This is a genomic window from Nitrosopumilus piranensis (assembly GCF_000875775.1).
Taxonomy (GTDB): Archaea; Thermoproteota; Nitrososphaeria; order Nitrososphaerales; family Nitrosopumilaceae; genus Nitrosopumilus; species Nitrosopumilus piranensis.
In genome coordinates, this window is the sequence record NZ_CP010868.1 from 1,348,949 (window position 1) to 1,368,073 (window position 19,125).

Sequence of the window (19,125 nt, forward strand, 5' to 3'; positions counted from 1 at the left end):
TTTGGTGTTTATTTCCAACTCTAAGTACCCATCACATAAAGAAAATCTTTTATGACTTTGACATCTTTTTTATCATCTATTACCTGATAGATTGTATCCAATATGTCCTGATATGAATTTCCAAAATAGTCACGTAGAATATTTTTAAGATATTCTGGATTATCAAGTGAATTGGCCGTAGTGATTCCATATCTTTCATGTAGAACGGATTGGATTTTATGAAATTCTAGCTTTCCCATTACCAAAAGTGCATGCTCTACTGCAACTGCTACCAGTTCCCGGTATTCATCATATGATTCACTCAATATTTGTACAAAGATCTTAAGTTGATAAAATTTTAATGGTTGTTTTTATTGGTTTGGAAGTAAAAAAACATGATGATTGAATCACACATCAATTGTTGCGTTATAGGTATTTTGCTTATCATTCCAGACAATCTTGATTTCAGAATCATGATCATATTTTGATATCAATGTATCCAGATTTTCTTTCATTGACTTTTCCATGATGTCCAGTACCTGAAATTTTTCCTTGATCATGTTCTTTTCAACCTCATTGTATTTTTCACGAATGTCTATAATCTGTGCACTAAAGTTTTCAGCATCAATCTCGTCGGAGTTTAGTTTGTTTAGTACAGTCTTCTCCTCGTCTTTTTGCTGTTGTTCCATCTGTACGAACATGTGAGCATATTTTTTCTCCATGTTTTGGACTTGGGCCTCATAGTTATCGTGGATTTTTTGGATTTTCAAGTTTATTGCAGATACTTTTTCTCCAATTCGATCTTGGTTTAGTTGAACTCTTGTCAGTTCATCGGGAACTGAGTATTTCTCTTTGTGAATGGGGATTCCCATGCCATGTCGTTGCCACATCTCTGCAGTGTATTCAGTTACACAGACATAATCATCTGCATGATTTCTGTATATCAGTAGATATTCGTCTCTGCATTGTGTACTGGGATTGGTTTCACTCAAGTCTTCCCAAGATAACGTGTCTTTTGGATTTGCAGACAGATAGCCAGGGTTTGTTCTGTAATCAAGATAGTATTTTCGTAACTGCTCTCCGGACAAGTCAAGATTGAACTGCCCATCAGATTCAAACAGAATTTGCTGATTATAGTAAGCATTGCCGCTTAAAACATTGAATAAAGCATTGGCAGTAATCATCTCTGCCTGTGTTATCTTTGCCGCATTTGCAAAAGCGTCTCTTGCCTCTTCAGGGCCTCCGCCATTCTCAATTACTTGTGCCAAAGCAGCACGTCCTGCATTAATCTTTGAGGCAGTAAACTTTAGCGGATGATCATAAATGGTATCTGTGTCCTTTGCAAGGCTATCTTTGAGTGCACGCTCTAGCATTTTATCAAATGTATAATACCCCCACAAATCATCCCATTTCTTCAAGTCAGCATTCAGGTGCTCCAGCACTTCGGCCCTCTTTTCTTCTAGTTCGCGCTGTCTTTCAGAGGCCTCAAAATTTCTTTCTTGCAGTTTTGCAATCCATTTCTTGCTTTTCTCGATTTTCTCTAAAATATCCTGAGCCACTGGATTGTTCTCCAAGTCACCAGACAGAGTGACTTGTTCGTCGGCAATTTGGGCATATGCAGTATTGGTAAATATCAAAGCAACAGATACCAGTATTACAACCCCTGCAACCACCATATGAAAAAAATTGGTTTTTTGTATTTATAATGCACTGATGAATCATTAGTAAAAATATGATTTTTGCGCACAAAGCATGATGCAAAAGTTATACAGATTTGTCATTTGACATGACATGGTATGGCAAAGTTTGCTTAAAACACTAGTGAACAAATCATTCATAGAATTTCTAGTTTTTATTTTTCAAAGTAACATCCCATAGTTTTTCCCAAAATTATTGCAATTACCGACAGAATTGCAGCAAACACAATATTCTTTGTCCCAACCTTGTCCATTCTCAAACCTTTGAATCTTGTCTTTTAAGCATGTCGTAGAATTCACACCATATGAACAAACAGCTACAACAGATCATCAATAATTCAAGCGATTAAATAGAGTATTACCCATATAGAATCATGGATGAAGAATCCTTGCGATTCTGGATAATTCCTATGGTGTGTGTTGTTGTAGTTGCAATAATTTTTGGCGCATCTCTTGATTATAGATACAACGTGGTGTATCCAAATGCTGCAATAGAAAAAGAGATGTTAAAAACAATCACATGTCCTGAAATTCTTGAAAAACAAAAAACAGGAAGATACTGGAGTTCTGAAAATGCACTAGTGGGAGCTGAAAAAGCTTTGGCATGTATTCCGGCACCAGCAGAAAAATCTACAGGAGGCAATCCATACGTAGAGTTTTGTACTCCAGGAGGATTTGCACCTGTTAAAATAATTGAAAACAGTACCCATTCATTTAATCACGACACATGCATTTGGGATTTAAAGTAGGTTTAGACACTTTAATCCATTCAGTTTCAATGGGAATTGTCTAAATAGAATTAGAACTACTCAAGTAGAATCAACATCATAATAGATTTTCTAGTTTTCATTTTCTTCTCTTCCTTATTGCATAAATTACAATGAATAAAATTATGAGTATTGCTCCAAGACTCTGGATTACTACAATCACTTCAGGATTTGATATGGTTTCGCCCGTTTGCAAATCTCGAAAATCAGAGGGTTTTGGTTTTGGAACACATATTCCATATACTAGCACATGCTCATCTTCACAAAGTACCTTTGCTTGTTCAGATTTTTCTCCAGAAAATGGTACAGTATAAACAGTTCTGTCCAAACTTATTCCACTGTTGGATCTAGTATCCCATTTACAAGTATCAAGATCTATCAAATGGGTGTCATTAAGATATCTTAGTTCTCCAACATAATCAAGTGGGCCATGTTTTTCACAGTGCTCCAAGATGAATTGCAATCTTTGTGGATCATCAGATTTGGACAAGCTGATGTCTCTTAGCGGATTACCCATAGGTTCATCATAACAATTGTATTTCCAGTCAGTGGGAATTTCATTTTTTACTGCTTCTTTGCAATTAAAACTAGAGTTTGCAGCATCTAGAGACATTGGAGGAAACCACTTGTCACACATTGAATCATTTCTATAATCTTCTAAACTTGAAATTCGATAGTCATCTTTCCATTGTAACATTCGGTAGTGGGTCTGATCTTTCCAATCAAACGCAGTACAAATTATTGTTGGATGTTCATAGATCACATCAGTGCTTGTCCAGCTTCTGTCAGTTTGAATCCAGCCATCATAGTTTATTTCAAGATTTCTGTATATAGTATCCATGATCAATTCTTCTGTAAGAGGTTCTTGTGATACTAGAAAGCTGTCAAAACAAGGTTCTGGTAGAATTGTTGTAGCACAAGATGCATAAGAATACTGAATTACTGTAACACCAATCAACCCAATACATCCAATGACTATCAAAAGTCTAGTTTTCATTTTCCATAACTCCATTCTGTAAAATTTTCAGAAATTATTGCTCTAATATTTTCATTAAACAAATTTGTGTCCAGTAAATGTCCAAAAAAGTTAACACCAGTAATTGAACACACATTAGGCTCAGTCATACTATAATTATTGCTTACTCCCTTTCTGTTTTGAGAGAAATTATCAAGTGCTGCCAAAATATCAAATAGTCTAGGCTCTAGTGGAGAATCCATATGCCAAGATACAGTGTCATGAGTTCAAGTTAGGACAAAAAAAATCCCAATGTATGAACAAAACCAAGCATGTTGGGATTTTATTCCAAAATTATCCTCAAACATTAAGGTCAACATGAATTCCCACCATTCAGTTGTTTTCAGCATCTTATTTGCTCCTATCTAATGCGTTATCCTCACAAATGGTGCAATACATGGTACTCCCGAATGATTTCTGACAAATAACATATAGTATCCCGGTGGAACCAAGTTCTCATTTTTTGGAATCTTTGAGGAAATCTTATCCCCATTTTGCACAGTGTCGATCTCAATATAGCGTTGTTCAGGATTAAGACAGTGTGTAGTGTTGGATGGTCTTATCAGTGCAGTATCCAGGATCTCTGTACCATCATGCATTTGAATCTCAAATGATTCTTCATATTTTAACACAGATTTAACATCATCGATGACGGGCCTATCTCCTGCAAACAGATATGGTGGTGAAAAAATCTCTATTCTTTTTTCAACACATTTTCTTGTAGGATTGCTTCCCATAGTCATTACTTTGCCATCTGGCAACAAAATTGCATTAGCATGATACAGTCTGTCTACTTTCATTGGTTCTAACTTGCTCCATTCTTCAGTTTCTGTATTGTACAGTTCGGTGTCTAGTATTGCCTTATCGTTATGTTTGATTTCTTCTGGTGCAATCTCTTCACATTTGTGTTTGATTGAGTGACTGTTGTGACCTGACTTGCCACCTACAACCAAAATATTTCTATCCGGTAGAATTACAGGATATACATAGTATCTATCGTTATCCATACTTTTTGTTGGAATATATTTTTGCTTTGTTCCCGATTTGAATGAAATTTTTTCACAAGTTCTGGTTGCATGTGCATTCATGTCTCCACCTCCTATCAGAATTACTTCTGCAAGATAGTTTTTGCTTTTCACCAATGGCAACAACACAGTACTGCCTTCTTGTCGATGCATGTCTTTTGGATGCTCCAAATGTTTCCATTTCTTTTCTACAAAACTAAATGTTGCAATTTTGAATCCCCATCTGGAAAATGGAAACGTCATGTGTGTGTTGTATGAGCCCGCATAGAAAAGATCGCCATTTGGCAAAAGATGCATTCTAGGGTATAGTGGCATCAGGTTGTTTCCTCCTTCAATTTTTTGCCAAGAATTGTTTTGTTCATCATAGATTTCATTTACTGGTTGCCAAACCCATGGTGGCCATTTTGAGAGTCCTGCAAATGTCGCAATTTTTCCATCACCCATTGTTACACAAGTAGGATACCATCGACCATATCTCATGTTAGGTAGTCTAGTGAATTTTTCGGTATCTGGATCAAAGGTGTAAGTATGATCTAGACCCCAAAATGGCGGAAATGGAGCAGTCACAATTCCTAATCCATCATAAAGGTATGTACCACCTGCCAAAAACAATTTGCCATCTGGAAGATATGCATGACCTACACAAAATAGATCTCCTTCTATTCCATCATTGCTTATTTTTCGAATTGTGCCGTCTGTTGAACCTGTATAATCAGGTTCATAAATCTCGGGCTCATACCAGTTATTGAGCCGTCCGGGTTCATTTCCTGAACCTCCAAAGGCCAAAACCTTACCTGTATGTAATAGTGCTGTATGTACTGGTAGTGCATTAAACTTTGGTCCGATGGTTTTCCATTGACCCAAATGTGAGGACAATGTTATTCTAATATTCTCCCACTATATTACATTCTCTGAATTACTCAACATATTATATAGTATGAATGTCATACAAATGGGTTTGAATCCATAAAAATTCAGATACGAACATACCAAAATATTCCAAAAATTTCAAGAAAACAGAGTTCGTTGATAAATGTAAACGGACCCGACCGGATTCGAACCGGCGACCTAACGCTCCGCAAGCGTTCGCACTATCCAAGCTATGCAACGAGTCCGAAAACTTTGGTAAATTTACACTTAATTTGGATTGCTATTAGATAGATTCGGCAAAAATATACGGGGTTTCATCAGTTTCATGAAAGGTCCAAACAGTAGGCAAAGAAATTATTTTGATTTTTTTGAGTTTATTATTTTCAATAAGAGTCCCCCAACCAGCCTCATTTTTAGGATCAGGAGCGTATTTTTGAGAGTGTGTACCTGCAAAAACCCAACCAGCACTTTTCCTCAAATCATCAGATACAATATTTTCAATTACGCCGGTTGCCAAAGCAACGCCGCCCATCTGTGCAAGCCCTCCAATGAAAAAGACAGGACTAGACAAATTCAATGACTCATAATCAAAAGTTATAGCATTTGAGCAAAACGGATGAAAGTCAAGTGTTGTAACAAGAATCTTTTGAAGATCAACTAGTGACTCGTCTAGTTCTATACTATATGCTTCCATGTCCAAAACTTTGGCACAAAAAGCAATTCTTCCATCACCTGAGCCAATATCAATTACTTCAGAATACCCAAGATCTTTTGCCATCAATATTGCAACATAAGCAGACAGTATCCAGGTTGGAGAAAAGGGGGCATTACTAGAGCCATGTTGAATACTATTCAACCAATATTTGTTGATATCTCCCTCATATACAATACATTTTGTGTCATCAATTATTTTTTCATACGAGTTGTAGTAGATAGGATTCTTTGTTGCAAACTGATGCAGTAATTCTAGATCTTGTTGCTTAATTTGAAATAAATCAGATGTAGATATTGGAATTACTTCTTGCATCTGACTATTGCCATCATATGTTTTTGCAAATTCTTTTTTTAATGAAATAAGATTTTTTGCAAGTTGATCAATCATGTCAATCCTTTGTCATATTGCTCAACAAATTCTTTAGTACTCATTTTTTTTCGTAACTCTTCAAATAGTTTTGACTCGTTTTTAATTTGCTCTTTAGTTTTTTCTCCAGAATTTGATTGAAGTGATTTTGTTGTTTCCTGGATAGAATTTGAAAGTGTTTGCAAAATTTTTGGGTGAATGTCAGTGTTAAACTTCTCTGAAATGAGTTTCTCAGTTTTTCCAATTTGTTCTAACAAAGCATTGGGATTTTGGGAATCTAGTTGTTGTTTGAGCATTGAAATCATGGATGAGACATTCATCACTTGATAATACACCTCAACAATTTGAGAAATTTCCATATTTTCAGAAACATTTGAAATTAGATTTTGGAGTTTTTGTGTTTCTATATCAAACATTGAAGAAATTTCATCAGAACTCATACCAGAAAAATGATTTCAAATTTTTAAAAATGTTAGGTTATGCTTCTTGTTCTGCTTGCTTTACAAAGACGTAATTCATTATCAATCCAGCAATTATACCGCCCAAGATTGGGGCTGCCCAATATAACCAGTGGAATTCCCAGAATCCTGAAATTAATGCAGGACCAAATGTTCTTGCAGGATTCACTGATGCACCAGTTAGTGGAACTGCAATCAAGTGAATTAAAAATACCATACCACCGATTGTAAATCCATGCCAACCAGGAGATGCTTTTTTGTGAACAGCACTCATGAAGATTACTGTAACTAAGAAGAATGTCAAGATTGCCTCAATTGCAAATCCTGAACCAATACTGTTATTGATCAAGTCACTTGGTCCACCTTGAGTTGCAAAGTTTACTTTGGCTCCTAGTTCAGGTAAGATTGCTTTGAGTGTTGCAGCTGCTGCAACTGCACCAATTAATTGTGAAATAATATAACCAATTCCATCTGCAATTCCAATCTTTCTAGTAATCATCATTGGAATTGTAACTGCAGGATTAATGTGGGCGCCAGATACATGACCAAATGCATAGATCATCAATGCAATAGCACCACCGTGTCCAAGAGAAATGAATAGTACTGACATTGTTGTCAATTCCTCACCAAAAGATGCAATTGCCAAAATTACTGAGAGGGGTCCGAAAAATACCAATCCGTATGTAGATATTGCTTCAGCAAGGTATGCTCTTGGATTAACCATTAGCAAAAACCCCGTCAATTTCCATATAAAAGATTCGGATTAAAATTGTGATCAGCTAGGATCAAAAAGTAATTAATTACAGGCATATTCACTTGAGAACATATGATTTCAGAAGGGGATCCTGTTCCAAAATTTGAATTAAATGATGCAAATGGAAACAAGGTAAAATCTTTAGATTTCAAAGGTAAAAAACATGCCATCTATTTTTACCCAAAAGATTTCACTCCAGGATGCACTACAGAAGCAGATGAGTTTTCAAAAGATTATAAAAAATTTCAAAAAGAGGAAATTGAAATTATTGGAATCAGTCCTGATGATGTAGATTCACACAAAAAATTCTGTGATAAGATGAAAATCAAATATCCATTATTGGCAGATGTAGATAAAGAAATATCAAAGATGTTTGGTGTTTGGGGCAAGAAAAAATTCATGGGTAGAGAGTACATGGGAGTTATGAGAAGCACATTTCTTGTAAATGAAAAAGGAAAAATTTTCAAAATATATCCCAAAGTAAAACCTGCTGGACATTCAAAACAAGTTTTTGAAGATTTTAAGAGTTCAGAATAAAATAAAGTAAAAAGGTATAGAAGGTTAGAAACCTTTTGGAAGTGTACCTTTTGGTTTTGGTGGTTCAGGTTCTGGTTCAGATTTGGGTTCAAAACCTTTTGGTAAGCTACCACGTGATTGCTTAGCTCTTGCGTCCACTTCAGATTGAAGGGCCTCTTGATAAGCTTGTTCACGTTCTGCTTTTTCTTGTTCAATTCTTTGCAAGTAATCTTTTTCGTACTCTTCTAGTTGTTCTTGTCTTGATTTTCCATCTCCACTACTAGCAGTAGTTTGAGGCTTTTCGGCCGTACCTTTTGGAAGTGTACCTTTTGGTTTTGGTGGTTCTGGTTGGGGTGGCGGAGGTGCTTGCTGTGTTTGTGCTTTTGCTTCAACTCCTTCAACACTCATGTTTACTCCACTAAAACTTCCAAATCTTTTATCAGCTGGATGATAAGCCAATCTTGCTCTTGTTGCATAGTATTGGTTTGAACATGCTGTGTAACCAGTTACGGATGCCTTTTGTTGATTCCAATCAGATGTTGGAACTTTACCAACAGGAGCAGTCATTCTAACAAAATATCTGTTAGGTGCTGGAGAATAACCTGTTACTTTTGCTCTGTACTGATGGAAATCAGTCATAGGAGCATCATAGTATGCGGCCTCTAAAGCGTCTTGTACTGTTGCTGGAGGTTGTGCGGTTGTCTCAGCTGGTTTTGGTGCTTCTTGTGGTTTAGGAGTTTCTGCTGGTTTGTCGTCCATACCTTTTGGCAATGTTGCTTTAGGTTTGGCAGTTTCAGCAGGTTTTATCTCGGCTGGTTTTTCAGAGGGTTTTGTTTCAGATGGTTTCACTTCAGCTGGTTTGGTTTCAGCTGGCTTTGCTTCAGCTGGTTTTTCTGCGGGTTTGGTTTCAGCAGGTTTAGCCTCAATTTCTGAGGAAAGTTTTGACAGTTTTGCCTCGAGTTCGGCAATCTTGGCTTCAAGATCTTTTTTCGTACTTGCTTTTCGTTTTGCTGCCATTTCTTACAATAGATTAGGCATTGTTTATTTACATTTTGTTCAGTAAAGGATCTTTGATCAAATAAATTCGTAAAATCAATTGATTATTTGTAAAAATTATAATGTCTAAACTATTCAGCAGTTAGTCAGGTTCCCAAAATTGCATCATGTACATACAATTGTTACAACGCCAAATCTTGACATGGGTTCCATTAGCAGTATCTGCAACATATTTCCCATCATCCATTTTTGCAACTCTAGGCAAATAACTCAATTCAGGGTTTTCAAGCCATTCGTTTTGCTGGCAGTTAGGACATTGGATTTTTGGAGGCATGTAATATTAGAAAATGTGATCAAAGAAAAATATTATTATTAAAAATAGAAAATAAAAGATGTTTTTGAATTAGAATCCTTTTGGAAGTGTACCTTTTGGTTTTGGTGGTTCTGGTTGGGGTGGCGGAGGTGCTTGCTGTGTTTGTGCTTTTGCTTCAACTCCTTCAACACTCATGTTTACTCCACTAAAACTTCCAAATCTTTTATCAGCTGGATGATAAGCCAATCTTGCTCTTGTTGCATAGTATTGGTTTGAACATGCTGTGTAACCAGTTACGGATGCCTTTTGTTGATTCCAATCAGATGTTGGAACTTTACCAACAGGAGCAGTCATTCTAACAAAATATCTGTTAGGTGCTGGAGAATAACCTGTTACTTTTGCTCTGTACTGATGGAAATCAGTCATAGGAGCATCATAGTATGCGGCCTCTAAAGCGTCTTGTACTGTTGCTGGAGGTTGTGCGGTTGTCTCAGCTGGTTTTGGTGCTTCTTGTGGTTTAGGAGTTTCTGCTGGTTTGTCGTCCATACCTTTTGGCAATGTTGCTTTAGGTTTGGCAGTTTCAGCAGGTTTTATCTCGGCTGGTTTTTCAGAGGGTTTTGTTTCAGATGGTTTCACTTCAGCTGGTTTGGTTTCAGCTGGCTTTGCTTCAGCTGGTTTTTCTGCGGGTTTGGTTTCAGCAGGTTTAGAAAGCTGAGATGAAAGTGAGTTTAGTTTTGCTTCTAATTCGGCAATCTTGGCTTCAAGATCTTTTTTAGTTTGCTTTTTAGCAGTTGCCATTAGTCTGCATGGATAATCCGGGGTTTATGAGCATTTGGGTTATTTCCATACACAGATTTGATCAAGTTTTATAAGCACAAATTGCTTACTGATCATATGGACGACTTTGAAAAAGAATTTCCAGAATTTGACTGGAAAAATACACCTGCATACAAACACCCAGGTGGAAAAGATTGTCCATGCCCAAAACACGAGTACATCAGAGAGCAGATCAATTTTACAAAGCAGGTAAATGAAAAAGGTAAGGAACCAGCAAAAGTTACTCTCAAATTTTGCCCCGATCATTACAGAGTATACATGGATGAAGTGATCCCTGCAATGCCACTAAAGTACAAAATTCTAACAAAGATTGCACTAAAACTTGGTGCAATTCAAGTGGAGCAATTAAAGTACATGGAATCAGAATTATGCTTCTACTGCAAATTTGGTTCTGGCGGACATGACAAAAAGACAGAACTTCCACCAATGTAAAATATAGTATTTTTCAAGTGTAAATTCAAAGAAAATCTAGTTAAGCTTATACTTGAACCAGATTCAGAATTAATGTGCCAATAGAAGATATCCACGAGTTTATTTCAGAACTTGAAAGAAATGGCGAATTAAAGAGAGTAAAAACAGAAGTTGACTCGAATTTAGAGATTGCAGAAATTATGAGAAGAGAGATGTATTCAAACGGACCTGCGGTTCTTTTTGAGAATGTAAAAGATTATGATATGCCAGTTTTAGGAAATGCGTTTGGTTCTATGAAAAGATTAGAGATAGGACTTGAAATGACAGACTTTACTGAAATTGGTAAACGTATTGCAGATATGACAAAGATGGATGTGCCATCAGGTTTACTAAATAAAATAAAAAAACTTCCAGAACTCTCAAAGATGACAGCATCATTTCCAAAATCAGAATCGGATGGACCAGTAACTGAGATTACATCAACTGATGCGTCATTTGAGGATTTGCCAATTCTAAAATCTTGGCCAAATGATGCAGGACGATTTATCACATTAGGTTTAGTTGCAACAAAACATCCAGAAACAGGAGTTAGAAATCTAGGAGTATACAGAATGCAAATTGTAGACAAAACGCATGCATTAATGCATTGGCAAAAACACAAAAGAGGTGCCCACCATGGAGACATTTCAAAAGATAGAGGAGAAAAAATTCCAACTGCAATAATCATTGGTGGAGACCCTGCAACAATTTTTTCATCAATTGCTCCAGTTCCAGAAGGACTTGACAAATACTTGTTTGCAGGAATTACAAGAAAAGAAGGGATTAAGACTGTAAAATGTAAAACAATTGATTTGGATGTTCCTGCAAATGCAGAGATTGTTTTAGAGGGATATGTAGATCCAGCAGACATTAGAGATGAGGGCCCGTTTGGAGATCATACAGGATACTACACACCAGTAGAACCATACCCAACATTCACACTAACAGGAATTATGAGAAGAAAAGATCCTGTATATGTTACAACGGTAGTTGGAAAACCAATACTTGAAGACGCATATATTGGAAAAGTAATTGAGCGCTCATTTTTGCCATTAGTTCAGATGTTTCATCCAGAAGTAGTTGACTTTAGTATGCCAGCAGCAGGATGGTTCCAAGGATTTGCTATAATTTCAATTAAGAAAAGGTATCCAGGCCAAGCAAAAAAAGTGATGATGGGACTATGGGGAATGGGGCAATTATCACTAACAAAGATGTTCGTAGTAGTAGATGAAGACATCAACGTTCATGATATCAATGATGTTATTTGGGCAATCACAACCAGGGCAGATGCAGCAAGAGACACTACCATAATCAATAATGCCCCGACAGACACCCTTGATCCTGCATCACCACTTGTAAACTTGGGTTCAAAGATGGGAATTGATGCAACACAAAAAACAAAAGAAGAGGGATATGATAGAGAAATTCAGCAGCAAGTAAAAGTTGATAATAAAACAAGGAATCTAGTAGATTCTAAATGGTCTGATTATGGACTATAGTGTTGAGACAGGATTATAGAAATTATCACGTTCTTCAACAGAGTAACCAATTTGATGAATTGCATCTATGATTATTTTGTCAGTGAGTTCAGTTGAGCGTGCACCGGTACAAGAAACTACTTCTTCTCCAATCAAAGTTCCACCAAAATCATCTGCACCATACTGCAAAGCAAGTTGAGCCATACCTACACCGTTTGTCAGCCATGAGGATTGAATATGAGGGATAAGCCCATCAAAGATCAATCTAGAAATAGCAATCATCTTCAAGAGTTGAATTCCACCAGTACCATATTCTACCAAACCTTCCTCATGCATCAAAGTATTGTTTGGCTCAAAATTCCATGGAATAAATGCCATGAATCCTTTTGTTTTTTCTTGTAGTTTTACGAGTTTGAAAAAGTGATCAACAATATCTTTGTTATTTTCTACATGTCCATACATCATTGTTGCAGAAGACGGGATTCCAAGAGAATGAGATTCATCCATAATTCTAATCCAATCATCACTTGAAATTTTCTTTGGGCTAATAATTTCTTTAACAGAATCAGTCAAAATTTCAGCTCCTGCTCCAGGCATTGATTGCAGACCAGCGTCTTTGAGTCTAGATAAAATTTCCTTAGTTGATGATTTTTCAACTCTTGCAATCATATCAATTTCAGATGTAGATAGTCCATGAACACCAACTTTGGGGAACTTTTCTCTAATCATTCTAAACGCATCTTCATAATATTCAATTTTCAGATTTGGGTTATGACCTCCTTGAATCAAAACTTGACGAATCTTGAACATGTCCCATGCAGTTTTCACTCTGGATTCAATTTGATCCAATGTTAATGTATAAGAATCATCAGCTCCAGGTGATCGGTAAAATGCACAAAACTTGCAATCAGTAATACAGACATTGGTATAATTCAAAATTATATTATTTACAAAAGATGCTTTTTTCCCAAATTGTTTTCTTGTCAAATGACCAGATACAAGTCCCATCAAATGAACATCATCAGATTCCAATAATCTGACACAATCTTCAGATCCAGGTCGTTGACCATTTAGAGAATTTTCTAAAATATCTTTAATGTCACTTTTTTGTAGTTGCTCAGTTGTCTGACTCAATTGTCTTTCATCCTTTGTAATTTCTATTTAATCCTTGATAGAAAAAGTAATTGAGGCTTTGTGCTCAAATCTTAATGAATTTGAGATTAATGGTTCACGTTATTTTTAAGTAGGGCACAAAAAGCAGATCAACTCATGGTATCTGGCAACCAAATTAGACTTAATCGTATTCTTAGGAAAGGAAGAATGTTATGCATTCCAATGGATCATGGAATTTCAAATGGTCCTATTGAGGGTCTTGAAGACCCAGCATCAACAATTTACAAATGTGAAGGACATGGCCTTACAAGTGTAATAATTAACAAAGGGATCATCAAATCACTACCAAAACCACCCAAAGTTGGAGTTTTAGTTCATTTTTCAAGCAGTACAGCATTATCATTATCACCTAATCGAAAGATGCTCACAGGTACCGTGAAAGAAGCCGTTGCACTTGGAGCAGATGGAGTTTCTTTGCACATCAACATTGGTGGAAAAGAAGAACCAGAAATGTTAGAACAATTAGGATTAACTGCAGATCAATGTCACAGATGGAATATGCCACTTTTAGCAATGATGTACCCAAGAGGTGAAAATATCAAAGACCCACATGATCCAGAAATTGTTGCACATGTTGCAAGAATTGGAGCAGAGTGTGGAGCAGATATTGTTAAGACATTATACACAGGAGACATTGATTCATTTTCAAAAGTTGTAAAGAGCACACCAGTTCCAATTGTAATTGCAGGAGGACCAAAAGCAAAAACAGATTTAGATATTCTTCAAATGACAGAAGATGCCATGACTGCTGGAGCAAAAGGTGTCACATATGGGAGAAACATCTTTGCACATAAAGCACCTGAAAAAATGGTAGAAGCACTAGCTGAAATAATTTTTAGAAAGGGTACAGCAAAGGAAGCAATGAAGAAAATTGAATAAGAACAGAGAATTAATTATTTCCCCTAAAGGCTCACAGGCACAATTATCTAAACTTCTCCCACAATTAGAAGAAGATGGAATCAAGATGGTATATCTAGATCCAAAAAAAATTGGCAAGAAAAAAACAAAACTACAAACTGTTTATCCATCAAACAATGCAAATTATGTAATTCTTGAAAAAGAAAATGCTGTAAAACCAAAGGGCAAAAAAGTTGGAAGAAAGTTCAAAGTGTTATCAAATACAGATATCGAGAACATTTTATCTATTGCAAAAAAAGGTCTAGACTTTGTAGTAGTAGAAGTTAAAGATTGGAAAATTATTCCATTGGAGAACATTATTGCAAAGCTTCACAAAATTCATACCAAAATTTTTGCAATTGCTAGAACACCTGAAGAAGTTAGAAAGATGTTCTCAATTCTAGAAGTAGGAGTAGACGGAGTAATTTTCAGCACATCATCAATTAACCAAGTTAGAGAAGCAATGGTGTATTTAGGAACAAGAAGTTTTGACATGAAACCTGCAAAAATTATTGACATTAAAGAAGTTGGTGATGGAGAAAGAGTTTGCGTAGATACAGCATCAATGCTTCACAAAGGAGAAGGGATGTTAATTGGAAGTAGATCAAACTTTTTGTTTTTAGTTCATAATGAATCAGTTGGTTCATCATTTACATCACCAAGACCATTTAGAGTCAATGCCGGAGCTGTGCATTGTTACACATTATCACCAGATGGAACTACCAACTATCTATCAGAAGTAGAAACAGGCTCAGAAGTACTAATTTTAAACTCTAAAGGTAAAGCAAGAAGAGCCACAGTAGGAAGATCAAAGATTGAAAGAAGACCTATGTTAATGATTAAAGCAAAAGCAGGTGATGAAGTAGGGGGAATAATTGCACAAGATGCAGAGACAATCCGTTTTGTAAAACCTAACGGGCAACTAGTATCAGTTACACACCTTAAGAAAGGAGATATTGTAATGGTTCATTCAAAACCTGCAACAGGCAGACATTTTGGTATGGAAGTCTCAGACGAATACATTTTAGAAAAATAAAATGAAATACAAAACATGTGTATCAGTTGCAGAGAAGACACCACAAAAAGTAAAACAGACACTAAAAACAGCTTTGAAGAAATCAGATTTTGTCGAAATACGACTGGACTTTCTAAAAATTGAACAAATCCCACAAACATTGGAATTAATCAAAAAGGATCTAAAAAAATCAGTTTGCACATTAAGACCAAAAACAGAAGGAGGTCAGTTTTCAGGAAACGAAAAAGAGCGAATTGCAACAATAAAATTAATTGCAGAATACAATCCGTTTTTACTGGATGTAGAATTTAATACTCTTAAAAAAAATTCATCACTAATCAAATATCTAAAATCAACTAAAACAAAGTTACTTGTATCCTGGCACGACTTTAAAAAAACTCCAAACTCAGCAGAATTAAAAAAGAAGATGAACCAAATGAGTAAGTTTTCAAATTTTGTGAAAATTGTCAGTACTGCAAAATCAACTGATGACTCTACTAGAATGCTCGAATTATACAGCAAGAAAGGGAAAAACAATCTAATCGCATTTGCCATGGGAGATTTTGGCAGAATTTCAAGAATTTTATGCCTATATTTGGGCAGTCCATACACATATGTCTCCCTAGGAAAAGCAGTAGCACCAGGGCAGTTTAGTGTAGACGAAGTAAACAAAATCACAAACTTGAAAAAATAATCCATTTCATCAATTGAGAGTTTAAATCAATCATATTACTCGAAGATAACATGGGAAAGACATTTGCAGTAATTGGAGATCCAATTAATCATTCATTATCTCCAAATATTCACAGTGCAGCATTTAGAGAACTGAATCTAGATTGCTCGTACATTGCATATAGAATTCCAAAAGGAGAATTAGAAGAGGGAATAGAAAGTTTGAAAAAAATTAAAATTGATGGATTCAATGTAACCATTCCTCATAAAATTGAGATGATGAAATATTTAGATAAAATTGATGAATCATGTAGTTTGATTGGAGCAGTAAACACAGTAGTAAACAATGATGGAATACTAAAAGGATACAATACAGACATGGAAGGTTTTCTAGAACCAATAAAGAAAAAGAAGATAAACATTGCAAATTCAAATGTGCTGTTGTTGGGTGCAGGGGGAGCTGCAAGAGCAATTGTGGCAGGATTTGCAAAAGAAAAAGCAAAAAGCATTACAATAGCAAACAGAACAATTGAAAAAGCAAATGACTTGGTGGAATTTGCACAAAAGATTAGCCTGAATGCAAATTCCATAACTATTGAGCAAGTTAAAGACACTGCAAAAAATTACAACATTATTGTTAACGCAACATCAATAGGACTGCAAAATGAATCAAGCCTGATATCACTTGATGGAATTAATGACAAGACAGTGGTATATGATATTGTGTACATGCCATTGAATACCGATTTTCTAAAAAAAGCAAAAGAAAAAAACGCTATTGTTATTTTTGGATATGAGATGTTATTAGGCCAAGCAATAAGAGCATTTGAGATTTGGCACAGCATGGAAGCACCTTATAATGCCATGAAAAAAGCATTGTTAGGAGGGTTTTGATGGCAAAGGCAAAGGCAACCGTGCATGGGGCAGTTTCACTAGTAAATGCAATAGCAAATCAAAAAGGAGCCACGTTAGGAATTGATCTAAAAGTAGAGGCAACAGTTGAGACATCGCCAGGTAAAGGCATAATCATTCAATCAAAAAATAAAACACTCAGTTCACGTTTAATCAACAAGACAGTTGAAAAAATTGTTACAAAAAAAGACATGGAGCAAAACAAAATAACAATAACATTAGAATCAGAAATTCCAACAGGGTACGGATTAAAGAGTTCTAGTGCAATATCGTCTGCAGTTGCATTAGGATGCGCAAAAATTTTTAAATCAAAATTTACTGATCAGCAGATCCTACTTGCAGGAGTTGATGCATCAATTGAATCAAAGGTTAGCATTACAGGAGCATATGATGATGCGTGTTCATGCTACTATGGCGGATTTAATGTTACAGATAATGCAAAGAAAAAAAGAGTGAGTTATGAAAAAGGTCCATCAAATTTAATTGCAGTAATTTTTATTCCAAAAAATAGAAAACGGGGAAACCTAAAAAAACTCAAAGTGTTATCATCAGTTTTTGATCATGCTTGGAATTTAGCAAGAAAAGCAAACTATTGGGAAGCAATGATAATTAACGGATTAGCTACATCATCAATTCTAAGTTCAAATCCAGAAATCATACCAAGTTTAATTGAAAGAGGCTCTTTAGGAGCATCAGTTTCAGGGAATGGACCCGCAATTGCAGCAATTACAAAAAAAGAAAATGAATCTAATATCAAAAAAGCATTTTCAGCACTAGAAGGTAGTATTATAGTTTCAAAAATCAGTAACAAAAAGGCTGAAGTTCATGAAGTGTAAAGTAGAAAAGTCAAAAATTTCAGGACAGATAGTTTGTCCTCCAAACAAAAGCTATACACACAGAGCAATTTTTCTTGCATCACTTGCTGGAAATGATAGTAGGGTAGTCAATATATTATCATCAGCTGATACTGCAGCAACAATTGAGACCTGCAAAAAATTTGGTGCTGAAATAGAAACAGAAAACTCTTCAATAATTATCAAAAAACCCATAAAATTTGATAAAATTGTGCCTGAAATCAACACAGAAAACTCTGGAACAACAATCAGAATAGCCTCAGGAATTGCAAGTTTGTTTTCTGAAGAGATTACTTTGACAGGGGATGAGAGTCTCCAAAAAAGACCCATGCAGCCTCTTTTAGATGCATTATCAAGTATGGGGGCTCAATGTCAATCAACAGATGGAAAGCCACCAATCAAAATTAAAGGAAAGATTTCAGGAGGAGATGTTACAATTCCAGGAAACTTTTCTAGCCAGTTTATTTCTGCATTATTAATTAGTGCACCATTAACTGAAAATGGAATCAATCTTTCAATAAAAGACAATCTAGTTTCAAAACCATATCTTGATGCAACTATTGCAACAATGAGAAAATTTGGAGTTAGTGTGCAAACATTGATACCATATAAGAGATATAACATATCACCACAAATCTATAAAGCAACAACATTTACAGTTCCAATTGATTTCTCTAGTCTTGCATTACTTTTATCAGCAGCAGTACTCAATGGAGATAAAACAATAATCAAAGGAGATATTGGGGATTTACCACAGGGCGATGAAGTTTTCATTGACATTTTAGAACAGTTAGGAGTTACTATCAATATTGATGAAGATGAAATTAAAATTATATCACCTAAGAAATTAAAAGGTGGAAGATTTGACTTAAGTAATTCACCAGATCTTTTACCACCATTAGCAATATTGGCATTAAATTCAGAAACCCCAATTGAGATTGTCAATGTCAAACATGCAAGATTAAAAGAAACAGACAGAATTGCAATTACATCTAGGGAGTTGAAAAAACTGGGAATCAAAGTTGAAGAAAAAGAAGACGGATTAATTTTAGAATCATCTGAAAACCTTAATGGTGCAGAATTAAATTCTGAAAATGATCACAGATTATTCATGGCATTTTGTATTGCAGGAATATATGTAGGAAATTGTAGTGTTACAGATCCAGAGTCAGTTAAAGTGTCATATCCTAATTTCATTGAAGAGATGAATAGATTGGGAGCAAAAATTCAGATTCCATAATTTTTAAAAAAATCAACTAAAAGGGGTAAAAGGCGCGACCTTGGATAGGGTGAAAAGCATTCTCCACACCCTCAACGCTTTTGCGTAGATAACATGTCATTTTTCGCAAGGCCGCGCAAATTATGC

At 35.6% G+C, this 19,125-nt stretch carries 22 protein-coding genes and 1 tRNA gene; 10 read left to right on the plus strand and 13 right to left on the minus strand.

Annotation, left to right across the window (positions count from 1 at the left end; all coding sequences use genetic code 11):
- Positions 1 to 20 precede the first annotated feature (20 nt).
- The gene (locus NPIRD3C_RS08155) at positions 21 to 305 is read right to left on the minus strand and encodes a hypothetical protein (RefSeq protein WP_148703674.1); all 285 of its coding nucleotides are present in this window, start codon (positions 303 to 305) and stop codon (positions 21 to 23) included.
- Between the two features lie 81 nt (positions 306 to 386).
- Positions 387 to 1,655, minus strand: a complete 1,269-nt coding sequence (locus NPIRD3C_RS08160) for a hypothetical protein (RefSeq protein ID WP_148703675.1) — start codon at positions 1,653 to 1,655, stop codon at positions 387 to 389.
- A 395-nt stretch (positions 1,656 to 2,050) separates the two neighbouring features.
- Between NPIRD3C_RS08160 and NPIRD3C_RS08165 the strand changes: the two genes are divergently transcribed.
- Entirely contained in the window at positions 2,051 to 2,425 is a 375-nt protein-coding gene (locus NPIRD3C_RS08165; RefSeq protein ID WP_182126822.1) for a hypothetical protein, read from the plus strand.
- Positions 2,426 to 2,522: 97 nt separating this feature from the next.
- Here NPIRD3C_RS08165 and NPIRD3C_RS08170 read toward each other — a convergent pair whose 3' ends face one another.
- The 7 genes from NPIRD3C_RS08170 to NPIRD3C_RS08200 form a co-directional block, all read right to left on the minus strand.
- Positions 2,523 to 3,440 (minus strand): hypothetical protein, encoded by a 918-nt coding sequence (locus tag NPIRD3C_RS08170; protein ID WP_148703676.1) that lies wholly within the window; start codon positions 3,438 to 3,440, stop codon positions 2,523 to 2,525.
- Entirely contained in the window at positions 3,437 to 3,661 is a 225-nt protein-coding gene (locus tag NPIRD3C_RS08175) for a hypothetical protein (RefSeq protein WP_148703677.1), read from the minus strand. Before NPIRD3C_RS08175 ends, NPIRD3C_RS08170 begins: the two co-directional genes overlap by 4 nt.
- A gap of 162 nt (positions 3,662 to 3,823) precedes the next feature.
- Complete coding sequence (locus tag NPIRD3C_RS08180) at positions 3,824 to 5,359, minus strand: galactose oxidase early set domain-containing protein (RefSeq protein ID WP_160272907.1); 1,536 nt, start codon at positions 5,357 to 5,359, stop codon at positions 3,824 to 3,826.
- Positions 5,360 to 5,523: 164 nt separating this feature from the next.
- A tRNA-Arg gene (locus tag NPIRD3C_RS08185) sits at positions 5,524 to 5,598 on the minus strand.
- Positions 5,599 to 5,636: 38 nt separating this feature from the next.
- Positions 5,637 to 6,455: a hypothetical protein gene (locus NPIRD3C_RS08190; RefSeq protein ID WP_148703679.1), complete on the minus strand. Its 819-nt coding sequence runs from the start codon at positions 6,453 to 6,455 to the stop codon at positions 5,637 to 5,639.
- Positions 6,452 to 6,874, minus strand: coding sequence for a hypothetical protein (locus NPIRD3C_RS08195; protein WP_148703680.1), 423 nt, complete (start codon positions 6,872 to 6,874; stop codon positions 6,452 to 6,454). The genes NPIRD3C_RS08190 and NPIRD3C_RS08195 overlap by 4 nt, the downstream gene beginning before the upstream one ends.
- 37 nt (positions 6,875 to 6,911) lie before the next feature.
- Positions 6,912 to 7,616 (minus strand): MIP/aquaporin family protein, encoded by a 705-nt coding sequence (locus tag NPIRD3C_RS08200; RefSeq protein ID WP_014962863.1) that lies wholly within the window; start codon positions 7,614 to 7,616, stop codon positions 6,912 to 6,914.
- Positions 7,617 to 7,718: 102 nt separating this feature from the next.
- On the opposite strand from NPIRD3C_RS08200, the gene bcp reads away from it, so the two are divergent.
- Positions 7,719 to 8,183: a thioredoxin-dependent thiol peroxidase gene (bcp, locus tag NPIRD3C_RS08205; RefSeq protein ID WP_148703681.1), complete on the plus strand. Its 465-nt coding sequence runs from the start codon at positions 7,719 to 7,721 to the stop codon at positions 8,181 to 8,183.
- Positions 8,184 to 8,207: 24 nt separating this feature from the next.
- On the opposite strand, the gene NPIRD3C_RS08210 is transcribed toward bcp, so the two are convergent.
- From NPIRD3C_RS08210 to NPIRD3C_RS08220, 3 genes are all read right to left on the minus strand, one after another.
- Positions 8,208 to 9,179, minus strand: coding sequence for a trans-sialidase (locus NPIRD3C_RS08210; RefSeq protein ID WP_148703682.1), 972 nt, complete (start codon positions 9,177 to 9,179; stop codon positions 8,208 to 8,210).
- Positions 9,180 to 9,300: 121 nt separating this feature from the next.
- A complete protein-coding gene (locus NPIRD3C_RS08215; protein WP_148703683.1) occupies positions 9,301 to 9,492 on the minus strand; it encodes a hypothetical protein in 192 nt (63 codons plus the stop codon).
- A 69-nt stretch (positions 9,493 to 9,561) separates the two neighbouring features.
- Positions 9,562 to 10,269 (minus strand): trans-sialidase, encoded by a 708-nt coding sequence (locus NPIRD3C_RS08220; protein WP_148703684.1) that lies wholly within the window; start codon positions 10,267 to 10,269, stop codon positions 9,562 to 9,564.
- A gap of 96 nt (positions 10,270 to 10,365) precedes the next feature.
- Here NPIRD3C_RS08220 and NPIRD3C_RS08225 point away from each other — a divergent pair, with 96 nt between their 5' ends.
- Positions 10,366 to 10,740, plus strand: coding sequence for a hypothetical protein (locus NPIRD3C_RS08225; protein WP_014962859.1), 375 nt, complete (start codon positions 10,366 to 10,368; stop codon positions 10,738 to 10,740).
- Positions 10,741 to 10,814: 74 nt separating this feature from the next.
- Positions 10,815 to 12,257 carry a menaquinone biosynthesis decarboxylase gene (locus NPIRD3C_RS08230; RefSeq protein WP_148703685.1) on the plus strand — a complete coding sequence of 481 codons (1,443 nt, stop codon included), beginning with the start codon at positions 10,815 to 10,817 and terminating at the stop codon, positions 12,255 to 12,257.
- Here the strand turns inward: NPIRD3C_RS08230 and NPIRD3C_RS08235 are convergent.
- Positions 12,252 to 13,370, minus strand: a complete 1,119-nt coding sequence (locus tag NPIRD3C_RS08235) for a radical SAM protein (protein WP_148703686.1) — start codon at positions 13,368 to 13,370, stop codon at positions 12,252 to 12,254. The genes NPIRD3C_RS08230 and NPIRD3C_RS08235 overlap by 6 nt on opposite strands.
- Before the next feature lie 135 nt (positions 13,371 to 13,505).
- Between NPIRD3C_RS08235 and NPIRD3C_RS08240 the strand changes: the two genes are divergently transcribed.
- The 6 genes from NPIRD3C_RS08240 to aroA are packed head-to-tail and all read left to right on the plus strand — an operon-like array spanning position 13,506 to position 18,999.
- Entirely contained in the window at positions 13,506 to 14,288 is a 783-nt protein-coding gene (locus NPIRD3C_RS08240) for a 2-amino-3,7-dideoxy-D-threo-hept-6-ulosonate synthase (protein ID WP_148703687.1), read from the plus strand.
- Positions 14,281 to 15,342, plus strand: a complete 1,062-nt coding sequence (locus tag NPIRD3C_RS08245; RefSeq protein WP_148703688.1) for a 3-dehydroquinate synthase II domain-containing protein — start codon at positions 14,281 to 14,283, stop codon at positions 15,340 to 15,342. Before NPIRD3C_RS08240 ends, NPIRD3C_RS08245 begins: the two co-directional genes overlap by 8 nt.
- 1 nt (position 15,343) lies before the next feature.
- Positions 15,344 to 16,015: a type I 3-dehydroquinate dehydratase gene (aroD, locus tag NPIRD3C_RS08250; RefSeq protein ID WP_148703689.1), complete on the plus strand. Its 672-nt coding sequence runs from the start codon at positions 15,344 to 15,346 to the stop codon at positions 16,013 to 16,015.
- Between the two features lie 50 nt (positions 16,016 to 16,065).
- Entirely contained in the window at positions 16,066 to 16,887 is an 822-nt protein-coding gene (gene aroE / locus NPIRD3C_RS08255) for a shikimate dehydrogenase (RefSeq protein ID WP_148703690.1), read from the plus strand.
- Complete coding sequence (locus tag NPIRD3C_RS08260) at positions 16,887 to 17,741, plus strand: shikimate kinase (RefSeq protein ID WP_148703691.1); 855 nt, start codon at positions 16,887 to 16,889, stop codon at positions 17,739 to 17,741. Before aroE ends, NPIRD3C_RS08260 begins: the two co-directional genes overlap by 1 nt.
- Entirely contained in the window at positions 17,731 to 18,999 is a 1,269-nt protein-coding gene (aroA, locus tag NPIRD3C_RS08265; RefSeq protein ID WP_148703692.1) for a 3-phosphoshikimate 1-carboxyvinyltransferase, read from the plus strand. The genes NPIRD3C_RS08260 and aroA overlap by 11 nt, the downstream gene beginning before the upstream one ends.
- Positions 19,000 to 19,125 lie beyond the last annotated feature (126 nt).

Coding starts and splice junctions, on each gene's coding strand:
- NPIRD3C_RS08225 (WP_014962859.1), top strand. CDS start 10,366: ATGGACGACTTTGAAAAAGAATTTCCAGAATTTGACTGGAAAAATACA.
- NPIRD3C_RS08260 (WP_148703691.1), top strand. CDS start 16,887: ATGGCAAAGGCAAAGGCAACCGTGCATGGGGCAGTTTCACTAGTAAAT.
- NPIRD3C_RS08170 (WP_148703676.1), bottom strand. CDS start 3,440: ATGAAAACTAGACTTTTGATAGTCATTGGATGTATTGGGTTGATTGGT.
- NPIRD3C_RS08215 (WP_148703683.1), bottom strand. CDS start 9,492: ATGCCTCCAAAAATCCAATGTCCTAACTGCCAGCAAAACGAATGGCTT.
- NPIRD3C_RS08200 (WP_014962863.1), bottom strand. CDS start 7,616: ATGGTTAATCCAAGAGCATACCTTGCTGAAGCAATATCTACATACGGA.
- aroD (WP_148703689.1), top strand. CDS start 15,344: ATGAAATACAAAACATGTGTATCAGTTGCAGAGAAGACACCACAAAAA.
- NPIRD3C_RS08240 (WP_148703687.1), top strand. CDS start 13,506: ATGGTATCTGGCAACCAAATTAGACTTAATCGTATTCTTAGGAAAGGA.
- aroA (WP_148703692.1), top strand. CDS start 17,731: ATGAAGTGTAAAGTAGAAAAGTCAAAAATTTCAGGACAGATAGTTTGT.
- NPIRD3C_RS08160 (WP_148703675.1), bottom strand. CDS start 1,655: ATGGTGGTTGCAGGGGTTGTAATACTGGTATCTGTTGCTTTGATATTT.
- NPIRD3C_RS08220 (WP_148703684.1), bottom strand. CDS start 10,269: ATGGCAACTGCTAAAAAGCAAACTAAAAAAGATCTTGAAGCCAAGATT.
- NPIRD3C_RS08210 (WP_148703682.1), bottom strand. CDS start 9,179: ATGGCAGCAAAACGAAAAGCAAGTACGAAAAAAGATCTTGAAGCCAAG.
- NPIRD3C_RS08190 (WP_148703679.1), bottom strand. CDS start 6,455: ATGATTGATCAACTTGCAAAAAATCTTATTTCATTAAAAAAAGAATTT.
- bcp (WP_148703681.1), top strand. CDS start 7,719: ATGATTTCAGAAGGGGATCCTGTTCCAAAATTTGAATTAAATGATGCA.
- aroE (WP_148703690.1), top strand. CDS start 16,066: ATGGGAAAGACATTTGCAGTAATTGGAGATCCAATTAATCATTCATTA.
- NPIRD3C_RS08195 (WP_148703680.1), bottom strand. CDS start 6,874: ATGAGTTCTGATGAAATTTCTTCAATGTTTGATATAGAAACACAAAAA.
- NPIRD3C_RS08175 (WP_148703677.1), bottom strand. CDS start 3,661: ATGGATTCTCCACTAGAGCCTAGACTATTTGATATTTTGGCAGCACTT.
- NPIRD3C_RS08165 (WP_182126822.1), top strand. CDS start 2,051: ATGGATGAAGAATCCTTGCGATTCTGGATAATTCCTATGGTGTGTGTT.